This window comes from Pseudomonas sp. S2_E01, assembly GCF_054668365.1.
The window spans coordinates 4,673,579-4,690,446 of the sequence record NZ_CP162762.1; the positions used below are offsets into that span (position 1 = coordinate 4,673,579).

General features: G+C 61.2%; 16 protein-coding genes and 1 pseudogene. 6 read left to right on the forward strand and 11 right to left on the reverse strand.

Annotated elements, in window-relative coordinates:
* Positions 1 to 16 precede the first annotated feature (16 nt).
* Positions 17 to 1,519: an efflux transporter outer membrane subunit gene (locus AB4O36_RS21740; protein ID WP_460117927.1), complete on the reverse strand. Its 1,503-nt coding sequence runs from the start codon at positions 1,517 to 1,519 to the stop codon at positions 17 to 19.
* A gap of 183 nt (positions 1,520 to 1,702) precedes the next feature.
* Between AB4O36_RS21740 and AB4O36_RS21745 the strand changes: the two genes are divergently transcribed.
* Together AB4O36_RS21745 and AB4O36_RS21750 are read left to right on the forward strand one after the other, a co-directional pair.
* Positions 1,703 to 2,671 carry a LysR family transcriptional regulator gene (locus AB4O36_RS21745; protein WP_460117928.1) on the forward strand — a complete coding sequence of 323 codons (969 nt, stop codon included), beginning with the start codon at positions 1,703 to 1,705 and terminating at the stop codon, positions 2,669 to 2,671.
* Positions 2,672 to 2,870: 199 nt separating this feature from the next.
* Positions 2,871 to 3,845: a 2-hydroxyacid dehydrogenase gene (locus AB4O36_RS21750; RefSeq protein ID WP_460117929.1), complete on the forward strand. Its 975-nt coding sequence runs from the start codon at positions 2,871 to 2,873 to the stop codon at positions 3,843 to 3,845.
* Between the two features lie 42 nt (positions 3,846 to 3,887).
* Here the strand turns inward: AB4O36_RS21750 and AB4O36_RS21755 are convergent, their stop codons facing one another.
* Positions 3,888 to 4,790: a DMT family transporter gene (locus tag AB4O36_RS21755; protein ID WP_460140244.1), complete on the reverse strand. Its 903-nt coding sequence runs from the start codon at positions 4,788 to 4,790 to the stop codon at positions 3,888 to 3,890.
* Between the two features lie 136 nt (positions 4,791 to 4,926).
* Between AB4O36_RS21755 and AB4O36_RS21760 the strand changes: the two genes are divergently transcribed.
* Positions 4,927 to 5,802, forward strand: coding sequence for a helix-turn-helix domain-containing protein (locus AB4O36_RS21760; RefSeq protein WP_460140245.1), 876 nt, complete (start codon positions 4,927 to 4,929; stop codon positions 5,800 to 5,802).
* Positions 5,803 to 5,817: 15 nt separating this feature from the next.
* Here AB4O36_RS21760 and AB4O36_RS21765 read toward each other — a convergent pair whose 3' ends face one another.
* From AB4O36_RS21765 to AB4O36_RS21795, 7 genes are all read right to left on the reverse strand, one after another.
* Positions 5,818 to 8,247 carry a TonB-dependent siderophore receptor gene (locus AB4O36_RS21765; protein ID WP_460140246.1) on the reverse strand — a complete coding sequence of 810 codons (2,430 nt, stop codon included), beginning with the start codon at positions 8,245 to 8,247 and terminating at the stop codon, positions 5,818 to 5,820.
* A 241-nt stretch (positions 8,248 to 8,488) separates the two neighbouring features.
* Positions 8,489 to 9,475 (reverse strand): FecR family protein, encoded by a 987-nt coding sequence (locus AB4O36_RS21770; RefSeq protein ID WP_460140247.1) that lies wholly within the window; start codon positions 9,473 to 9,475, stop codon positions 8,489 to 8,491.
* Positions 9,472 to 10,035 (reverse strand): RNA polymerase sigma factor, encoded by a 564-nt coding sequence (locus AB4O36_RS21775; protein ID WP_460140248.1) that lies wholly within the window; start codon positions 10,033 to 10,035, stop codon positions 9,472 to 9,474. Before AB4O36_RS21775 ends, AB4O36_RS21770 begins: the two co-directional genes overlap by 4 nt.
* A 7-nt stretch (positions 10,036 to 10,042) precedes the next feature.
* Entirely contained in the window at positions 10,043 to 10,366 is a 324-nt protein-coding gene (locus AB4O36_RS21780; RefSeq protein WP_460140249.1) for a DUF3325 domain-containing protein, read from the reverse strand.
* Positions 10,366 to 11,946: a PepSY-associated TM helix domain-containing protein gene (locus AB4O36_RS21785; RefSeq protein ID WP_460140250.1), complete on the reverse strand. Its 1,581-nt coding sequence runs from the start codon at positions 11,944 to 11,946 to the stop codon at positions 10,366 to 10,368. Before AB4O36_RS21785 ends, AB4O36_RS21780 begins: the two co-directional genes overlap by 1 nt.
* Entirely contained in the window at positions 11,943 to 12,248 is a 306-nt protein-coding gene (locus AB4O36_RS21790; RefSeq protein WP_460117941.1) for a DUF3649 domain-containing protein, read from the reverse strand. The genes AB4O36_RS21785 and AB4O36_RS21790 overlap by 4 nt, the downstream gene beginning before the upstream one ends.
* 180 nt (positions 12,249 to 12,428) lie before the next feature.
* Positions 12,429 to 12,833: an HPF/RaiA family ribosome-associated protein gene (locus AB4O36_RS21795; RefSeq protein WP_460117943.1), complete on the reverse strand. Its 405-nt coding sequence runs from the start codon at positions 12,831 to 12,833 to the stop codon at positions 12,429 to 12,431.
* Between the two features lie 494 nt (positions 12,834 to 13,327).
* Between AB4O36_RS21795 and AB4O36_RS21800 the strand changes: the two genes are divergently transcribed.
* Positions 13,328 to 13,645, forward strand: coding sequence for a DUF3509 domain-containing protein (locus AB4O36_RS21800; protein ID WP_460117945.1), 318 nt, complete (start codon positions 13,328 to 13,330; stop codon positions 13,643 to 13,645).
* Here the strand turns inward: AB4O36_RS21800 and AB4O36_RS21805 are convergent.
* Complete coding sequence (locus tag AB4O36_RS21805) at positions 13,642 to 14,142, reverse strand: phosphate-starvation-inducible protein PsiE (protein WP_460140251.1); 501 nt, start codon at positions 14,140 to 14,142, stop codon at positions 13,642 to 13,644. The two genes, AB4O36_RS21800 and AB4O36_RS21805, sit on opposite strands and share 4 nt — an antisense overlap.
* 300 nt (positions 14,143 to 14,442) lie before the next feature.
* Between AB4O36_RS21805 and AB4O36_RS21810 the strand changes: the two are divergent.
* Positions 14,443 to 14,682: pseudogene (locus AB4O36_RS21810) on the forward strand (YebG family protein); the annotation flags it as partial.
* Between the two features lie 154 nt (positions 14,683 to 14,836).
* On the opposite strand, the gene AB4O36_RS21815 reads toward AB4O36_RS21810, so the two are convergent.
* Positions 14,837 to 15,862 carry a Glu/Leu/Phe/Val dehydrogenase family protein gene (locus AB4O36_RS21815; RefSeq protein WP_460117949.1) on the reverse strand — a complete coding sequence of 342 codons (1,026 nt, stop codon included), beginning with the start codon at positions 15,860 to 15,862 and terminating at the stop codon, positions 14,837 to 14,839.
* Positions 15,863 to 16,035: 173 nt separating this feature from the next.
* Here AB4O36_RS21815 and AB4O36_RS21820 point away from each other — a divergent pair, with 173 nt between their 5' ends.
* Positions 16,036 to 16,839, forward strand: a complete 804-nt coding sequence (locus AB4O36_RS21820) for a SirB1 family protein (RefSeq protein WP_460117951.1) — start codon at positions 16,036 to 16,038, stop codon at positions 16,837 to 16,839.
* Positions 16,840 to 16,868 lie beyond the last annotated feature (29 nt).

Genomic DNA, 16,868 nt, shown 5'->3' on the forward strand with positions numbered 1-16,868 from the left:
CCACAGGGGTTCTTGTTCAATTGGGCAGCAGCACCGGCGTCTTCGGCGCTGCGGTCCTGCCCGGCGCCGGCACATCCTCACCGGCCCCCAACCCGCCCCCCAGCGCCGTCACCAACTCGGCATGAGCACCGAGTCGAGCAGCCTGCACCTGCTGCTGCACTTGCTGCTGCTTGAACAGCAGGGTCTGGGCGTTGAGCACATTGAGGTAGTCGGTAAGCCCGCGCTGGTAGGCGATCATGGCGATGTCGTAAGTCTTCTGCGCGGTCGCCACGGATTCGGCGGCGAAGGTCTGCTGCTTGTCCATCGACTCGCGACGAATCAGTTGGTCAGAGATGTTCTTGAGCGCATTGATCAGGGTCTGGTTGTAGCGGGCGACAGCGATGTCGTAGCCGGCCGAGGCTTCACCCAGCTCGGCACGCAGGCGGCCACCGTCGAAGATCGGCAGCGAGATCGCCGGGCCCACGCTGTAGTTGAGTTTCTTGCCGGTCAAAAACTCCAGCGCCCCACCGCCGGTGGCCATGTAGCCCAGGCTGCCCACCAGATCGACGTTGGGGTAGAAGCCGGCGTGTGCAACATCGATGCCCCGGGCCTGCGCCGCCACTTGCCAGCGACTGGCGACGACATCGGGGCGCTGCCCAAGCAACTGAGCAGGCAGTGTCGATGGCAGTTTCAGTGGTGCCCCCAATACCAGTGTCGGCCGTTGCAGTTGCGCGCCCTCGCCCGGGCCTTTGCCGGCCAGGGCCGCCAGTTGGTTGCGACTCAGGGCGATTTCTTCGTCCAGCGCATCGAGTTGGCGATGGGTTTCCGGCAAAGGTGTCTCGGCCTGGCTGACTTCAAAATGCGTACCGATACCGCCGTCGAGGCGTTTTTGTGCCAGGTCGAGAATCTGCTGCTGCTGTTTGAGGGTCGCGTCGACGATGTCCCTTTGCGCGTAGTGCAGCGACAGCTCGATGTAGGCACGCACGATGTTGTTCTGCAATTCGAGCTGCGCCAGGCGGGCTTCGGCGGCGCTCATGTGTGCCAGGTCGACGGCACGCTCGGTGCTGTTGCTTTCGCGCCCCCAGAGGTCGAGCGCGTAGCTGAAGCCCAAGGCGGCGTTGTTGTCCCAGGTCGTGGAATTGGCCAGCTCGCCGGGCCCGTAGAACTGATCAGTGGGCCAATTGTGGCGCTTGAGGGTGGATACACCGTTGACCTGCAACGATTCGGCCGACTCGGCGATGCCCGCCATGGCCTTGGCCTGACGCACCCTCGCCGCCGCCATGGCCATGGTCGGGCTGCCTTGCAGTGCCAGCTCGATCCAGTGATTGAGTTGTGGGTCGCCGTAGACTTGCCACCACTGCGCCTTGGGCCAGTTGGCGTCTTGCGCAGCGCTCTGGATGGCATCGTCGGTGGCCAGCGTATTGGCCTCCAATGCCTTGCCCTGCGGGGCTATACCTCCGGTTCCGATGCAGCCGCTGATTGCCAGGGTTAAAGCCAGAACATTGAGCGCTTGAAACGCTCCTTTGATGCGACGCGGCACTGCTGCAAATTCCTGAAATAGGGAGAGGCACAAAGACCGGGGCAATTCTATGGGTGGGCCCGAACGGCGATAAGCCGGGATTCTTGTGAATCTTTGTTACCGTTCGCGCGATAATCCCTAAGTCGGGGGTCTCAGACCCTGAAACTTCGTGTCACAATTTGCCATCGCATCCGAGAGCACTCCATGGACACCCTGCAAAACATGCGCGCCTTCAGCTACGTGGCCGAAGCCGGCAGTTTCACCGCCGCTGCCGTACAACTCGACACGACGACGGCCAACGTCTCGCGCGCGGTTTCCAATCTGGAAGCCCACCTGCAAACCCGCCTGCTCAATCGCACCACACGGCGCATCGCCCTGACCGAGGCCGGCAAACGCTACCTGCTGCGCTGCGAACAGATTCTGGCGTATGTCGAAGAGGCCGAAGCCGAGGCCAGCGATGCCCATTCGCGCCCGGCCGGCCAGCTCAAGGTGCACACCATGACCGGTATCGGTCAGCATTTCGTGATCGATGCCATCGCCCGCTACCGCAAGACCCACCCCGACGTGACCTTCGACCTGACCCTGGCCAACCGCGTACCGGACCTGCTGGACGAGGGTTATGACGTGTCCATCGTCCTGGCCAGTGAGTTGCCAGACTCGGGTTTTGTCTCCCAACGCCTGGGCATCACCTACAGCATCGTCTGTGCCTCGCCCGCCTATGTGAAAGCCAACGGCTGCGCGCAAAAACCCGGCGACCTGCTCAATCACGCCTGTTTGCGTCTGGTCAGCCCGGTGATTCCGCTGGAAAAATGGACCTTCGACGGGCCGGAAGGCCAGGAGATGGTGACCATCAACAGCTCTCCGTTTTTGGTGAACTCGGCCGATGCGATGAAAACCGCGATCATCAGCGGCATGGGCGTTGGCGTGTTGCCGGTGTACGCGGCCATCGAAGGCCTGCGCAATGGCTCGCTGGTACGGATGATGCCCAATTACCGCTCGCAGGAACTGAACCTGTACGCCATCTACCCGTCCCGCCAGTACCTGGATGCGAAGATCAAGACCTGGGTCGAATACCTGCGCGGCTCGTTGCCGGAAATCCTCGCCGCGCACCAGGCCGAGCTGGCCGCGTATGAATTGAGCGGTAGCCTGAGCGGGGCGCGGTTGGCCAACTGAGCACCGCCCCCTGTAGGAGCGAGCACGCTCGCGATGGTCGTCAACGATAACGCTGGCGTCCTGACACCCAGCGGTGTTTGTGGAGTCCATCGCGAGCATGCTCGCTCCTACAGAGGTTTGTGAATGTCAGCCATGCACAAACCCGTCGAAGAATGTTAGCTTGCTTGGCAATCTCACCGTCTGACGAGCTCCACTTCCAATGAAAAAGACCGTCCTCGCCTTCAGTCGCATCTCCCCTGAAATGATCGAACACCTCAAGCAGGATTTCGATGTCATTGTGCCCAACCCCAAGACGGGCGATATCAATGCCCAGTTCAACGAAGCCCTGCCCCACGCTCATGGCCTGATTGGCGTGGGCCGCAAGCTGGGCCGGGCGCAACTGGAGAACGCGGGCAAGCTGGAGGTGGTGTCCAGCGTGTCGGTGGGCTACGACAACTATGACGTCGACTACTTCAACGAACGCGGGATCATGCTGACCAACACCCCCGACGTGCTGACCGAAAGCACCGCCGACCTGGCCTTCGCGCTGCTGATGAGCAGCGCGCGTCGGGTGGCCGAGCTGGACGCCTGGACGAAGGCGGGCCAATGGCAAGCGTCGGTCGGCGCGCCGCTGTTCGGCACCGACGTACACGGCAAGACCCTGGGCATCGTCGGCATGGGCAACATTGGCGCAGCCGTTGCTCGTCGTGGTCGATTGGGCTTCAACATGCCAATCCTCTACAGCGGCAACAGTCGCAAGACCGCGCTGGAGCAGGAACTCGGCGCGCAGTTCCGAAGCCTGGATGAATTGCTGGCCGAAGCCGATTTCGTCTGCCTGGTGGTGCCACTCAGCGAGAAGACCAAACATTTGATCAGCCATCGCGAACTGGCGCTGATGAAATCCAGCGCCATCCTGATCAACATCGCACGAGGCCCTGTAGTGGACGAGCCGGCGCTGATCGAAGCGCTGCAAAACAACCGGATTCGTGGTGCGGGGCTGGATGTGTACGAAAAGGAACCGCTCGCCGAATCTCCACTGTTCCAGTTGAAAAACGCCGTGACCTTGCCGCACATCGGCTCGGCCACTCACGAAACGCGCGAAGCCATGGCCAATCGCGCGCTGGACAACCTGCGCAGCGCCCTGCTGGGTGAACGCCCGCAGGACCTGGTCAACCCGCAAGTCTGGAAAGGCTGATACTGCGTCCTCCTGCGGATCGAGGATTCGATCCGCAGCGGCTCACGCTAATTTGCCATTGCCCTGCGGCATCGGCGCCCGGGGCTTGCGGAACACCAGCACGTTGCCCAGCATCACCAGCGCCAGCCCGGACAGCGCCGGCGCGGTCCATTGGTAGCCCTCGACCACCGCCGACACGTTGAGCGCCACCACCGGAAACAGCACCGTGCAATAAGCGGCGCGTTCAGGGCCCATGCGCCCGACCAGTGTCAGGTAGGCGGTGAAGCCGATCACCGACCCCGGGATCACCAGATACAGCAACGAGCCGATGTAGCGCGCATTCCATTCCATGTCGAAGGGAATGCCCTTGACCAGACACCACACCGCCAGCATCGTCGCGCCGTAGGCCATGCCCCAGGCGTTAGTGGTCAAGGGTTTCAGGCCGGCCTTCTGTTGCAGGCTCGACAACATATTGCCCGCCGAGAAACAAAGCGTCCCAAGCAGCGCGAGCCCCAGGCCGAGCAGCGTTTGTGGGCTGGCGGTGTGGCCCACCAGCTCAGGCCAGAACAGCAGGCCCAGCCCGAGCAAACCCAGGGCACCGCCCAACAGGACGTTGCGGGCGATGTTCTGCTTGAAGAACACCCGCGCGTTCAACGCGTTCCACAACGTGGCCGTGGAAAACACCACCGCCACCAGGCCGCTGGGGATCCACTGGCTCGCCGTCAGGAAACACATGAAGTTCAGACAGAACAGGCACAGCCCCTGCGCGAGACAGATCAGATGTCCGCGACGGTTCATCACTTGCAACTTGCGACTGAGCAACAGCAGGACGAAAAGCACCAGCGCCGCCAGGCCGAAGCGATAGACGATCGACACCGGAATAGCCACCACGCCCAGTTGCCATTTCAGGGCGATCCAGGTGGTGCCCCAGATCAGCACGGTCAGCAGATACAGCGAAAGGTTCATGACACTCACTCCCAGGTAGGTGCTCAGTGTCCTGCGCCCATGGTTTTCGCACTTGCATAAACTTGCGCTTTTGTCGGTCGGCGGGCTGGCAGGCTGTCCTGTACGGAGTAGGATGCAAGTCGTTGGAGAACAGATCATGCCCGCACTAGAATCACTGCAAGTCTTTCAAGCCCTCAACCGCTCGCCCAATGCTCGCCTGGAGCACAGCGCCGAGTTCGGTGACGGCATGGCTGCAGCCTTGTGGAGCAACCATCACGACGCCCAGGACTACGAAGCGCCGACCCACCACACCTTGTCTTGCTACATCGCGGGTGGAACCGGCACCTTTCGCCGTGACCAGCCAGGCACCAAGGGCGGCCCGGACAAGCTGTGCATCCTGCCCGCCGACCACCAGTCCGGCTGGGTGATCAACGGCGACATTCGCCTGGCTCATCTCTATTTCAGCAAGGAACAGTTCGCCCTCGGTTGCGTCACGATGCTGGATCGCGAGCCGCGGGAACTGCAATTGCGCGAACGTACTTTTCTCGACGACCCGCAGCAGGCCCTGCGTTTTCGGCAGATGCTGACGTTCAACTGGGATGAACCTGGCGAACGCCTGCTCACCAGCAGCCTGGCCCACGAAATGCTCAGCCACGCACTGCTGGGCCAGGTCGGCCTGCGCGAGGGTCTGCGGCTCAAGGGCGGATTGGCGGCACATCAGCGCCGGCAACTGGTGGAATTCATCGACAGTCGGTTGGCCGAGCCCATCAGCCTGGGACAATTGGCGGGGTTGTGTGCGCTGTCGGAGTATCACTTCGCACGCATGTTCCGCGAGAGCTTCGGCCTGCCGCCGCACCAGTATGTGCTGGCGCGGCGAATGAGCCGTGCGCAGGAGTTGCTGCGCAGCACTTCCCAGCCGTTGGGGGAGATTGCCCTGGCGTGTGGGTTTGCCAGTGCCAGTCACTTCACCAACCGGTTTCGCCAGGTATTGGGCGGCACGCCTGGGGAGTATCGGCAGGCGTTTTTGCGTTAGCCGTGCGGTCCCGGATCAGAACTCCAGGGTACTGGACAACGACACCTGCCGCGAATCGCCCATCGACACGAAGAACCGGCTCGCTGCCGAGGTGTAGTAGGTGCGATCGAACAGGTTCTTCACGTTGAGCTGAAACTTGACCTTCTGCCCCTCTACCCGCGTGTCGTAGGTGGCGAATGCGTCAGCCACGGTGTAGCTCGGCAGGTCGAAATCATTCACCGCGTTACCTGCGCGCTCGCCGACATACCGCGCGCCTGCGCCCACCCGCAACTGATCGCCGCCGATGATGGTGCCAAAGTCGTAGACCGCCGACAGCGAACCGGAATTCTTCGCCACGTTCTGCAACTGCTTGCCTTTGTAGGTCGGGTCTTCGGTCACTTCGGCATCGGTGTAGGCATAGCTGCCGATCAGGCTCCAGCGATCACTGAGCTGGCCGGACAGATCCACTTCCAGACCGCGTGAACGCACTTCGCCCGCCGCGCTGTAGAGCGTCACCGGGCCTTCGGAGTTGGCCACCAGTACGTTGCGCTTCTTGATGTCGAACAGCGCGACGTTACCTGTCACGCGCCCGGGCATGTCGAGTCTGGCACCGATTTCCCAGGACTTGGCTTCTTCCGGCGCAACGCTGCCGTCGAGCACGGTACTGCTGCCGCTCAATGGCGCGATGGTCGAGTTGGGCTTGAACGACTCGGTGTAGCTGCCGTAGAACGACAACTCGTCGGTGTAGCGATACACCAGGCCGGCACGCGGCACCCACTTCTGGCCGTTGCTGTCGGTGTTGGCCTTGAACGGCACGCCTTTGCCTGCGTACTGGTCGTACTCCTGGAAACGTCCGCCGGCCACCAGGATCCACTGGTCGGTCAGGTGAATCGAGTCCTGCAGGAACACCGAATCGCTGCGCAGTTCATCCGTCTGCGCGCTGTCGGCGGGGCTGACGGTGGTGCCGGCCACTTCGCGACCGTAGACCGGATTGAGGTAGCTGAAGGTGGTCAGGCTTTTCTGGCGGATCAGGTCCTCACGGTAGATCTTGCGGTATTCGTCGTCGACGCCGAACACCAGATCATGTTGCATGCCCAGCACATTGACCTTGCCTTCGAGACTGGCGGTGGTGAAACGGTCGGTGCTGATCGCGTTCTGGGTGCCGTCCATGCTGCGGGTCAGCGTTCCATTGTTGACATTGATAGCGGAAACACGCACCTGGCTGGCATCGTAGGTTTCACGGTTCCAGCTGTAGCCGAAATGCGCTTTCCAGTTATCGTTGAGCTCGTGGTCGGCCTCGAAGTGATACAGGTCCGAGCGCCCTTCCATGTTGTTGAACGGCTCGTCGAGACGCCGATCGCGGGAGATGTCCAGCGGATGGTTGTCACGCGGATCGATCACCGTGCCACGGTCGAACGGGGTGAGGAACTCGCGGTGCTCGTAGGCGAACAGCAGCTTGGTGCTTTCGCCGAACCATGCGAGCGAAGGGGCTATCAGCGTCTCACGATGGGTGCCGAAGTTGCGCCAGTAATCTTCGTCTTCATGGTCCAGCACCATCCGATACGCCAGCCCGGTGTCTCCCAGGGCACCGGTACTGTCGAGGCTGCCACCGCTGCCGTTTTTGCCGTCGCCGTAGGTCGAGCCGCGCAGGGTCAGGGCGTTGTACTGCTCAAGTTCGGGCTTCTTGCTGACCATGTTGACCACGCCGCCTGGGTCCTGGATGCCATAGAGCAAGGAGGCCGGGCCCTTGAGCACTTCGACCCGGTCGACGGTCGCGTTGAGGCCACGGCCCTGCACGATCGGCATGCCGTCGCGCATGATCGAACCGTTGCGGTTGTCGCCAAACCCGCGGGTCATCACCGAGTCCTGGGTGCTGGCCAGCGTGTTGCCCTGAGTGATTCCGCTGACGTTGGCCAGCGCATCGTCGAGATTGCGCGGGGCCTGGTCACGAATGACCTGGGCCGGGATCACATTGACGGTCTGGGGAATTTCCTGAAGCGAAGCCGACGAACGCATCACCGAGCTGGTGGGTGGCGGCTGGTAGCTTGTGGATTGATCCATTGTCGAGGTGATGGTGGTGGCGCCCAGATTCAAGGCGCCCGCAGTGGGCAGCGGCTCCAGCGCCAAAGTATGAGCATCCGTGCGGCGGAAGGTGAAATTCGAGCCGACCAGCAATTGCTGCAGCGCCTGTTCGGCACTCATTCGCCCGCTGACGGCGGGGGCATTCAGCCCGTAAGGCGCTTCATCGGTGTAGACCACGCTGATGCCGGTGACGCGACTGAAGTCGCTAAGGGCCTGGGGCAGCGGTTTGGCGACCATGGCGAAGCTGAATTGCGCCTGCTGTTGCGCCGAGCCAGTTTCGGCGGCCAGTGCCACGCTCAGGGGCAGCGATGCCAACGCCGAAATACTCAGGGCCGAAGCACCCAACCATTGTTTGACCGAACCCGATTTTGCCCTGGACTTCATTGCTCAATGACCTGTGTAGAACCGCAACGGATGCGAATGACTCGCAGTTTCAGTCACTACACGGATGGGGCTCGGGTTTACCTCACCTCTTTTTGAAAATATTTTGAGTGCATTGGTGCCTGTCAGGACGCCATCCCTGTAGGAGCGAATTTATTCGCGATGGTCGTTCATGATGACGCTGGGTCCCTGACGCCCCGCGGTGCGCTTGCGACCATCGCGAATAAATTCGCTCCTACAGGGTTCAGCGCACAATAATCAGGCTGCCCACCCGCGTCTGCCCAAACCCCATCACCCCCTGCAACGACGCCAACACCGCCTGCGGGTCCTTGCTCGGAAAGCTGCCACTGACACGCCGCGCCGCCAGCTCATCGTTGAGCAACACAATCCTGCCGGGGTAATAGCGCTGCAGATCCCCCACCACCTCCGCCAGGGTCGCCTTGTAATAGTTGAGCCAACCCTGGCGCCACGCCAACTGGGTTTCGCTGTCCACGGCCTGCAGCTTTTGCGCAACACCCTTGCCGTAAGCCACTTGTTGGCCCGCCGTGAGGATTTGCTGTTCGGCGTGCGGGGCCGCCGTCACGCCCACGCGTCCGGACAACACCGTTACCTGGGTTGCGTGCTTATGCAGGCGGACTTCGAACTGTGTACCCAACACCCGCGCCTGGCCTTTTTCAGCATCGACCACGAACGGCTCGCCCGTGTGGGTCACGCTGAAAAACCCGGCGCCACGACGGACTTGCACATGACGCTCGCCGCCACTGAAATTCACGGCGATGGCGCTGTCCGCGTCCAACGTGACCTGCGATTGATCCGCCAGGATCACGGTGCGGACTTCACCTGGCGCCGACACATAATCGGCGCCCAGGTCATCGACCCAACGCAGTGGCTGCCAGCCGGCACCGAGGCTGATCATCAGCATCAGGCAGGCGGCCATCGCCAGCGCCCCGGACCAGCGTCGAGCGCTGCGGCGGCGCGGCTGATTCATCGCATTGAGGTAACCCTGCAACGCCAACGCCTCTTCATCGGCCAAGGTCCTCGCCGGTTCCTCGCTCAACTCCCACACCACCTGCGCCTGGGCATAAGCCTCGGCATGGGCTGGATCGGCTTGCAGCCAGTGGCTGAACGTCGCCTGATCGCCGTGGGTGGGCTGGTCGTGCAACAGGCTCAGCCAAGCCAGAGCGGCCTGCTCCTGGGCGGGCGTCGGGGTGGCGCGGTCGAGCTGGTTCACGGTGCTTTCCTTGGCATGCGCGGTTCATCGTCCCGCAGGCTGGCCTTGCAGGCGTCGAGGGCGCGCATCATATGTTTTTCCACGGCACTTTGGGACAACCCCATGGCATTGGCGATTTCAGCGTACTTGCGCCCATGGATGCGATTGAGCAAAAAGATCTGCCGCGTACGCTCGGGCAATGCGCGCAGCGCCGCTTCGACGTGGCGTAAATCATTGCCGGCCTCCAGCGCAGCCTGCGGTTCACTGCCATGACTGTGCGGCTCGTCCGGTTGCCAGCCCTCATTGACACGCACCCGCGTGCCTTCGCTGCGCAGATGATCGATGGCAATGTTGCCGGCGCAGCGCAACAGGTAGGTGCTCAGCTCTTCGACCTGCACCAGGGGGCGGCGCCAGAAGCGCAGGAACAAGTCCTGCACCAGGTCCGCCGACGTCGCGCGACAACCCACACGACGGTTCACCAACGCTTCCATCTGCGAGCGTTGGGACAAGAACACCTTGAGGAAATGCGCGCGGGCAGCCACGGGTTCGTCGTCGCGGGAGTCTGGAGGAATGCTGATCATCGATTCATCACTGCGCCAACAGCGCAACGGGACAGGCCAGTAGACTCAGGCCGGCCAATGACAACACCAGACTCGGACGATAGGGCATCAACATCACCAGCAGCACCGCGCTGAGCATCAACACCGCACACCATTCGACCAGCCCCGACTCCCATCCAGCGGTCGCCACCGCCGCCCATAACGAAAGCGCCAGCAACAGCCAGCCGGCGAGCCGCAGGCCCTGCCGGCGACGCAACGATGCCTTGCGCCCCAGCAGTTCGACGTGATGCCGATCCATCGCCAGGCACAGCGCCGTGAAACCGGCATAACAGAGCAACAGGGCCAGTAGCATCAGTGTGCCTCCTGCTCAAGGGCCATCGGTTGTGCACGGGGCCGGCTCACGCCTTCCACTTGCCCGGCACGTCGCATTTTCCAGGCAGCCCAGGCGAAAAATACCCCTGTGGCCAGACAGGTCAGATCAAACCCGGCCATGGCCCAATCGCCCTGCGCCAGGGTCACGGCCAGGTGATAGGACGTGGTCAGCGCATTAAGTAACGGCACACCGCCAAACAGCACCGCCGCCAGCGCCAATTGTTCGAACCACGCTTGCTTGCCGGGACGAACCACCGCATGCAGCACGCTCAAACCCCAGACGATGAAAAACGCATTCACTTCCCAATCCGCGCGTCCAGTCAGGCCCAGCGGCAGCAGACGATTGGCCCAGAAGAACGCGGCCACCGCGAGCATCAGGCCGGCCATGCTGGCGATGTTCAGTATTTGTACCAGGCGCAATTCGAACGGCAACGCCGCTGCTTTCGCATGCTTGAGCTGGCGTTTGCCGAGCCAGATCACCAACCCGGTGCCAATCATGGCCGTGCCCGCCAGACCGAAAATGAAGTACAGCCCGCGCATCAGCGGACCGGCGAAGTGGCCCATGTGCAAACCAAAGAAACTGCCCGCAATCGCTCTGGGCAACGAGGCTTGCGGCGTCGCGCCAAGCAATTGCCCGCTCACGCCCTGGAAAGTCACCGCGCTGCCAAAGTCATGAACCACCCGATCCGAACCGTCTCGGACGAGAACAACCGAGGCACTCGCATCCCCCGGGTTGTTCACCGTGAGGCGAGCCACCCGGCCGTCGCCCCACTGCTCGCGAGCCTTTTCCAGCAGCGGTGCCAACGGCGCCAGTGCAGCAGGCTGACCAGACAGCTGGGGGGGCGTGGAGGCCGGGAACAATTCGTCATAGAACCCGCGCACATCACCTTTGTACGAGACCAGGATGCTCGCCGGCATGACCATGACCATGAAAATCACCAGGCTGCTGTAGGTGATCATCAAATGAAACGGCAGCACCAGCACGCCCACCGCGTTGTGCCCGTCGAGCCAGGTTCGTTGGCCCTTGCGTGGACGAAAAGTGAAGAAATCCTTGAAGATTTTCTTGTGGGTGATGATTCCACTGATCAGTGCAACGAACATCACCATCGCCGCGAAGGTCGACAGCCAGCGCCCCCACGGGTAAGGCATTTGCAACTGGAAGTGGAAGCGGTAGAAAAACTCGCCGCCGGTGCTTTCCCGGCCCTGCACTTCGGCGCCGGTTTGCGGGTCAAGGTGTTTTTCGGTGAACTGGCCGCGCTCGCCGCGTTGGGTCGGCGTCTGCTGCCAGCGCACCGAAAGGCCGGGCTCGCGGGCAGTGGGCAACTCGATCAGCCAGCGCGAGGCACCGCCAGCGTGTTGCTCCAGATAGTTCTGCGCCACGTTCAGGCTGACGTCGGAACTCACCGAACGTGCGGGAATTTCCGGCTTCATCCAGTGGCTGGTTTCATCCTTGAAATAAGCCAGCGTACCGGTCAGGAAAATCGCGAACAGCAACCAGCCGAAGATGAGGCCGGCCCAGGTGTGCAACCAGGCCATCGCCTGACGAAAGCCCTCTTTCATGTGCGATCCATCCAATACGCCAGCCCCGACACCACCGCCAGAATCACGCATGGCAACGCCAGCCCGAGCCAGGCTCGCAGCGCCGTGCGGCAGGCAAAACACCAGATCACCGCCCCAAGGTAGGCCAGGAACGAGGTCAACATGCCAGTGACCACCGCGTCGGCACGGGCCATGGGCACCCATGAACTGAGGCTGACGCTGGCGAGCGCGGCGACGATATACCCCCCCAGCACGGCGGCCAGCACCCGCGAGGTGACGGCCAAGCGATAGGACATGGGGAGCGAACGGGCCTTGCCTTTCATGTGGTGTGCTCAAAAGCTGAATTCATTGCAGGAGCGGGCTAGCCCGCTCCTGCAAAGGGTGTGTTGCGCAATATTAATGATAAATATTCTCATACGCAAAATGGAGATTCGTGGGCGCATGAAAAAGGGCCTGCAGATGCAGGCCCTTTTTAGAGTGGCGATAAGGTAAGGAGCTTTGAATCAGCCGTTTAGCGCGGCCTGTTCGTTCTCGAGAAATTCGTCCTCAAGCAGCGCATCGGCCCTGTTGTCGAGGGGGGCGACGGCGGCGCGTGGCTTACCGCGCAACTTGCCGAACAAGTGTTCCAGCGCGTGTTCGAGTTTCTCCGCCGCACCATCGATCGCTTGCTCCAGGGTGTCGGCTTTGTGAGTGACGGAAACCGGCTGATGGCCTTTTGGCCGCGCTTCCAGTTGGCAGCGCATATCGTGGGGACCTGGCTTGTCGCCATTCTCGTCCCGCAGGTGGACCTCGACGCGTGTCAGGTCTTCTTCATAACGTTCGAGCGTGCTCTCAATGGTAGTACGTACCCACTCCTCCAGTCGGATGCTGCTTTGAATATGGTTATCGCTGTTGACTTGGATTTGCATAGTTCATCCCTTATTTCAGCTAGCTCGCGAGAGGCCCCTCGGCTGGCCCTTGGGCGTCGTCACCGTGACCTCTTGCTTACACAATCGGTCTGCGCGCAAAACATTTCAAGCCCTAAAAAAAGATAAATTTTCATTCGCAAAAAAAGCCGGACAACGGGCAAAAGCGCTGGTAAGGTCGGGAGTTGGGTCGAGTCACTCACCTGTCATAATTGCTCACATATGCCGCCCCGCAAGCGCTCATCGAATTCACTTCCTGCCCTGAATCGGGCGCTCATTACGCGCATGAATGCCTATGAAAAGGGGTGGCGATGAGTGGTCGATACTGGCGTTTCTCCCTTGAGCCGGCGGTGTTTGGGCGTCCATCGCGAGCAAGCTCGCTCTTACAGGGATTGTGTCAGGCATGGGGCTTGCAGAATGTCCGGTGGTCCGTAGGTGCGAACCAACTCGCGCATGGTCGGTCAACAACTGCACGTTCAATCAGGCGGTGACGCATCATGGACAACCCATTTCAATTGATTACCGATGCATTCGCGCCGGACTACCAGATCAACCTGAGCATCCAGGGATTGGATGGCAGCATCATGCTGACGCTGTCCAACAACGGGCGGATCGTGGCCAAGCGAATGATCAGCAGCGAACAGCGCAATGACCCCAAGCGCCTCAAGCGCCTGGTGCAAAGCATTCAGTTTGGCATTGCCATCGAACAGGGTCACAGCGCCCTGACCATCCTTGAAGCCATGACCGACAGTGACAGTCGCAACCTGCCGCCACCGCCCACGCAAGGGCAGCAACGGCCGGCCATGCGCCTTTAGAGTTCGCCTTTTTCCACTTCCGGGTGCTCAGCAGAACCCGCACCAACCTTGCGTTGCGGGTGCTCGATCTTCACTGAAGGAAATTGTGACGACGCATAACGCACCACCAGGATCGCGAAGGCGAGCAACAGAATGCCACCACACAGGTAAATGATGCCCAGGTCGGGCGGGTTGTGGTGCGAGACGTTGGAGATCAGCAGGCGCGTCAGTGCGGTGATCGCCACGTAGATCAGGAATCGCACGGGCATGTGGTTGGTCTTGAAGTAAATCCCGACCATGGCCCCCAGTTCCAGGTAGATGAACAGCAGCAGGATGTCGTCGATCTTGATGTGCCCGTTCTCGAGCATCCCCAGAAACTCCATCACCGCAGCCCACGCGGTCACCGCCCCAATGGCAAACAGCGCCAGATAGTGGAAGCTCTCGACGAACAGGTTGCCCAGGGACTCGGCCAGTCCATGCACGTTCTGCCGCAGGTTTTCGGCCCAGTTGATTTTCACGATGTTTCTTTCCTTAGCTCGATGGGAGCGGATGATGCGGGTTGGACGTGACGGTTGTTCTGCATGCAGAAAAAAGGCCAGGAGAGCCCGGCACATGATGGCGAGCGCCCCTCAAACGCGCGCCGTGGCGTTTGGTCGCACCCCGCCCTGCTACTGACAAATCGTGTTTTGGGTCTACATTAAAAGGCCACTACGTTAAAAAGCCACTATCCAAAGCGCAGGGATTCGCATATCCTTTTCGCTGTATATAAATACAGTGGTCGAAACAGACAACTATCGTGAAGGCATGTGAGGTGGTGAATGGCCGTCGAAGTGGTATACCGCAGCAGCCGAGATCTGGAGCGCTTGTTCATGGATAAAGCCGAAGCTGACCGTCATGACAAAATGCTCGAACTGGCCGAATTGCTGGCTGAAGTGTTGCAAAAAGCCGTTCCATCCCTGAACGAGCAGCAAGTGGATGAAGTCGGGATCTACATGGCGAAGAACCGCGAGGTGTTTGCCAAGGCGTTCAAGAGCCAACCGGATGCGTTGTCCGAACTGATCCATGCGCCGGTCGAAGCCACCGAAGAACCGGCAGCCGTCGTGGAAGAAGCTGAAGCCCCCGCGCCAGCCAAGCCAGCCAAAGCCGCAAAAGCACCGAAGTAAGCAACACGTGAATTGAACAGGCCCTGAGTCCACTGGCTCAGGGCCTTTTTCATGCTGGGCGGTAAAGGACTTTTTCCGCCAGTTCGTCAGCCACCCGCGCCGGGGAGCGTTTTTCCGCCTGGGCGTGGGCGAAGACTTCGGTCAGCCTGGAGCTGATCTTCGACAGATGCGCAGTGATGGTCGCCAGTTGCTCACCTCGGTGCTTGAGCGACACGTAGATCAACCCGCCCGAGTTGATCACATAATCCGGCGCGTAGAGGATGCCACGCCGCTCCAGTTGATCGGCGACCTCCAGGTGAGTCAGTTGATTGTTCGCCGAGCCGGCCACCGCCGAACAACGCAATTGCGAGACGCTGTGACTGTTGAGCACGCCGCCCAGGCCGCACGGCGCAAGTATGTCGCACGGGGTACTGAGCAACGCATCGTTGGCAATGGGATGGGCATTGAGCTGCTCCATCGCCAGTTGCACCTTGCCGTGGTCAATGTCGCTGACCAACAGTTCGGCGCCCGCAGCATGCAGTTGTTCGGCAAGGGCATAGCCGACGTTGCCCAGGCCCTGGATGGCCACACGCAGGCCTTCAAGATTGTCGCTGCCCAGACGCGCCATCGCAGTGGCACGAATACCGGTGAACACGCCCATCGCGGCGTGAGGCGCAGGGTCGCCCGCAGAAGTTGTGCTGGTGACGTGCTGGGTTTGTTGGGCGATGCAGTCCATGTCCGCCACGGAGGTTCCGCTGTCGATGGCCGTGATGTAGCGACCGTCGAGCTGGTTGATGCAGCGCCCGAACGCTTCGAACAGCGCAGCGCGGTTTTCCACATGCGCCGGACGGACAATCACCGCCACGCCGCCACCCTGGTCCAGCCCGGCCAACGCGGCCTTGTAACTCATGCCTTGGGCAAGGCGAATGGCATCCTCGACCGCAGACTCGTCATTGGGATAGGCAAGGTAACGACAACCCCCAAGGGCAGGCCCGAGACGGCTGTTATGGATGGCAATGACCGCCTTCAACCCGGTGGCCGGGTCGACGCTCAGATGCAGCGATTCAAGGCGAGTGCTTTGCATGAGAGCGAACATCGTAACGGCTCCCGAATCACTTCTTGTAGTCGCCAGTATAGGCTCGCGCGCAAAAATTGCTGGAGTGCACCGGAATAAGCAGCGCCGCCGTTCAGGGTTTCGGTCATAACTCGGCATGCCACTGGACGTATGCCGCAGACGAGGCTAAAACGAGGCATTACCCGGAGATTTCGATGACGCCTCGCCAACACTTCTTCGACTGTCTGCAACGATCACCGCCCGCGCTGTTCGAAGCGGCGCTGTGGATCGCTGTCGAACACGACAGGGAGGTGAATCCGACGACGGTGATGAATAATTTCCGTGACCTGCAACAGCGCGTCAGTTACGGGTTACCGATGCTGCCGGTCAGTGAGTTGGCGCAACCGCTGTTGCGGCGGATGAACGATCTGGGTTTCGCCCAGGACGATTTTTCGCCCTTGCGCCCACAGGCGGCATTGCTCGACAAGGTACTTGAACGCCGGCGCGGTCAGCCGCTGGCCTTGGGGCTGATCGCACTGGAGTTGGCCAGGGGTTTGGAAATCCCGTTGGTCGGGGTCAACTTCCCCGGGCATTTTCTGCTGCGGGTTCCCGGGGCCGACCATTTGATCGACCCTTGCGGTGGTCGGCGATTGTATCCCAACGATTGCCGCGAGTTGCTGCAACGCCAGTATGGGCCGAACATGAAGCTCAGCGCCGAGCACCTGGTCACCGCCGAACCGGTGCAGATGCTGCAGCGATTGTCACGCAACCTGCGCCAGTTGCACCTGTCCCACGATGACTACATCGCTGCGCTGATAGATGCCGAACGTGTGCTGGAACTGGGCAATGGCACGACTGCCGACTACCTCGCCCGCGCCAGTCTTTACCAGCGGCTGGACTGTCCCAACGCAGAGCGCTTCGACCTGGAGCGTGCGCTGTTGCTGACCGATGACCCCATCCAGCGAATTCGCCTGACGGAACGGCTGGGGCATTTGCCACCCAATACCGTCGTGCATTGAGCACATCCCTCTGGGCATGCATCCCCCAT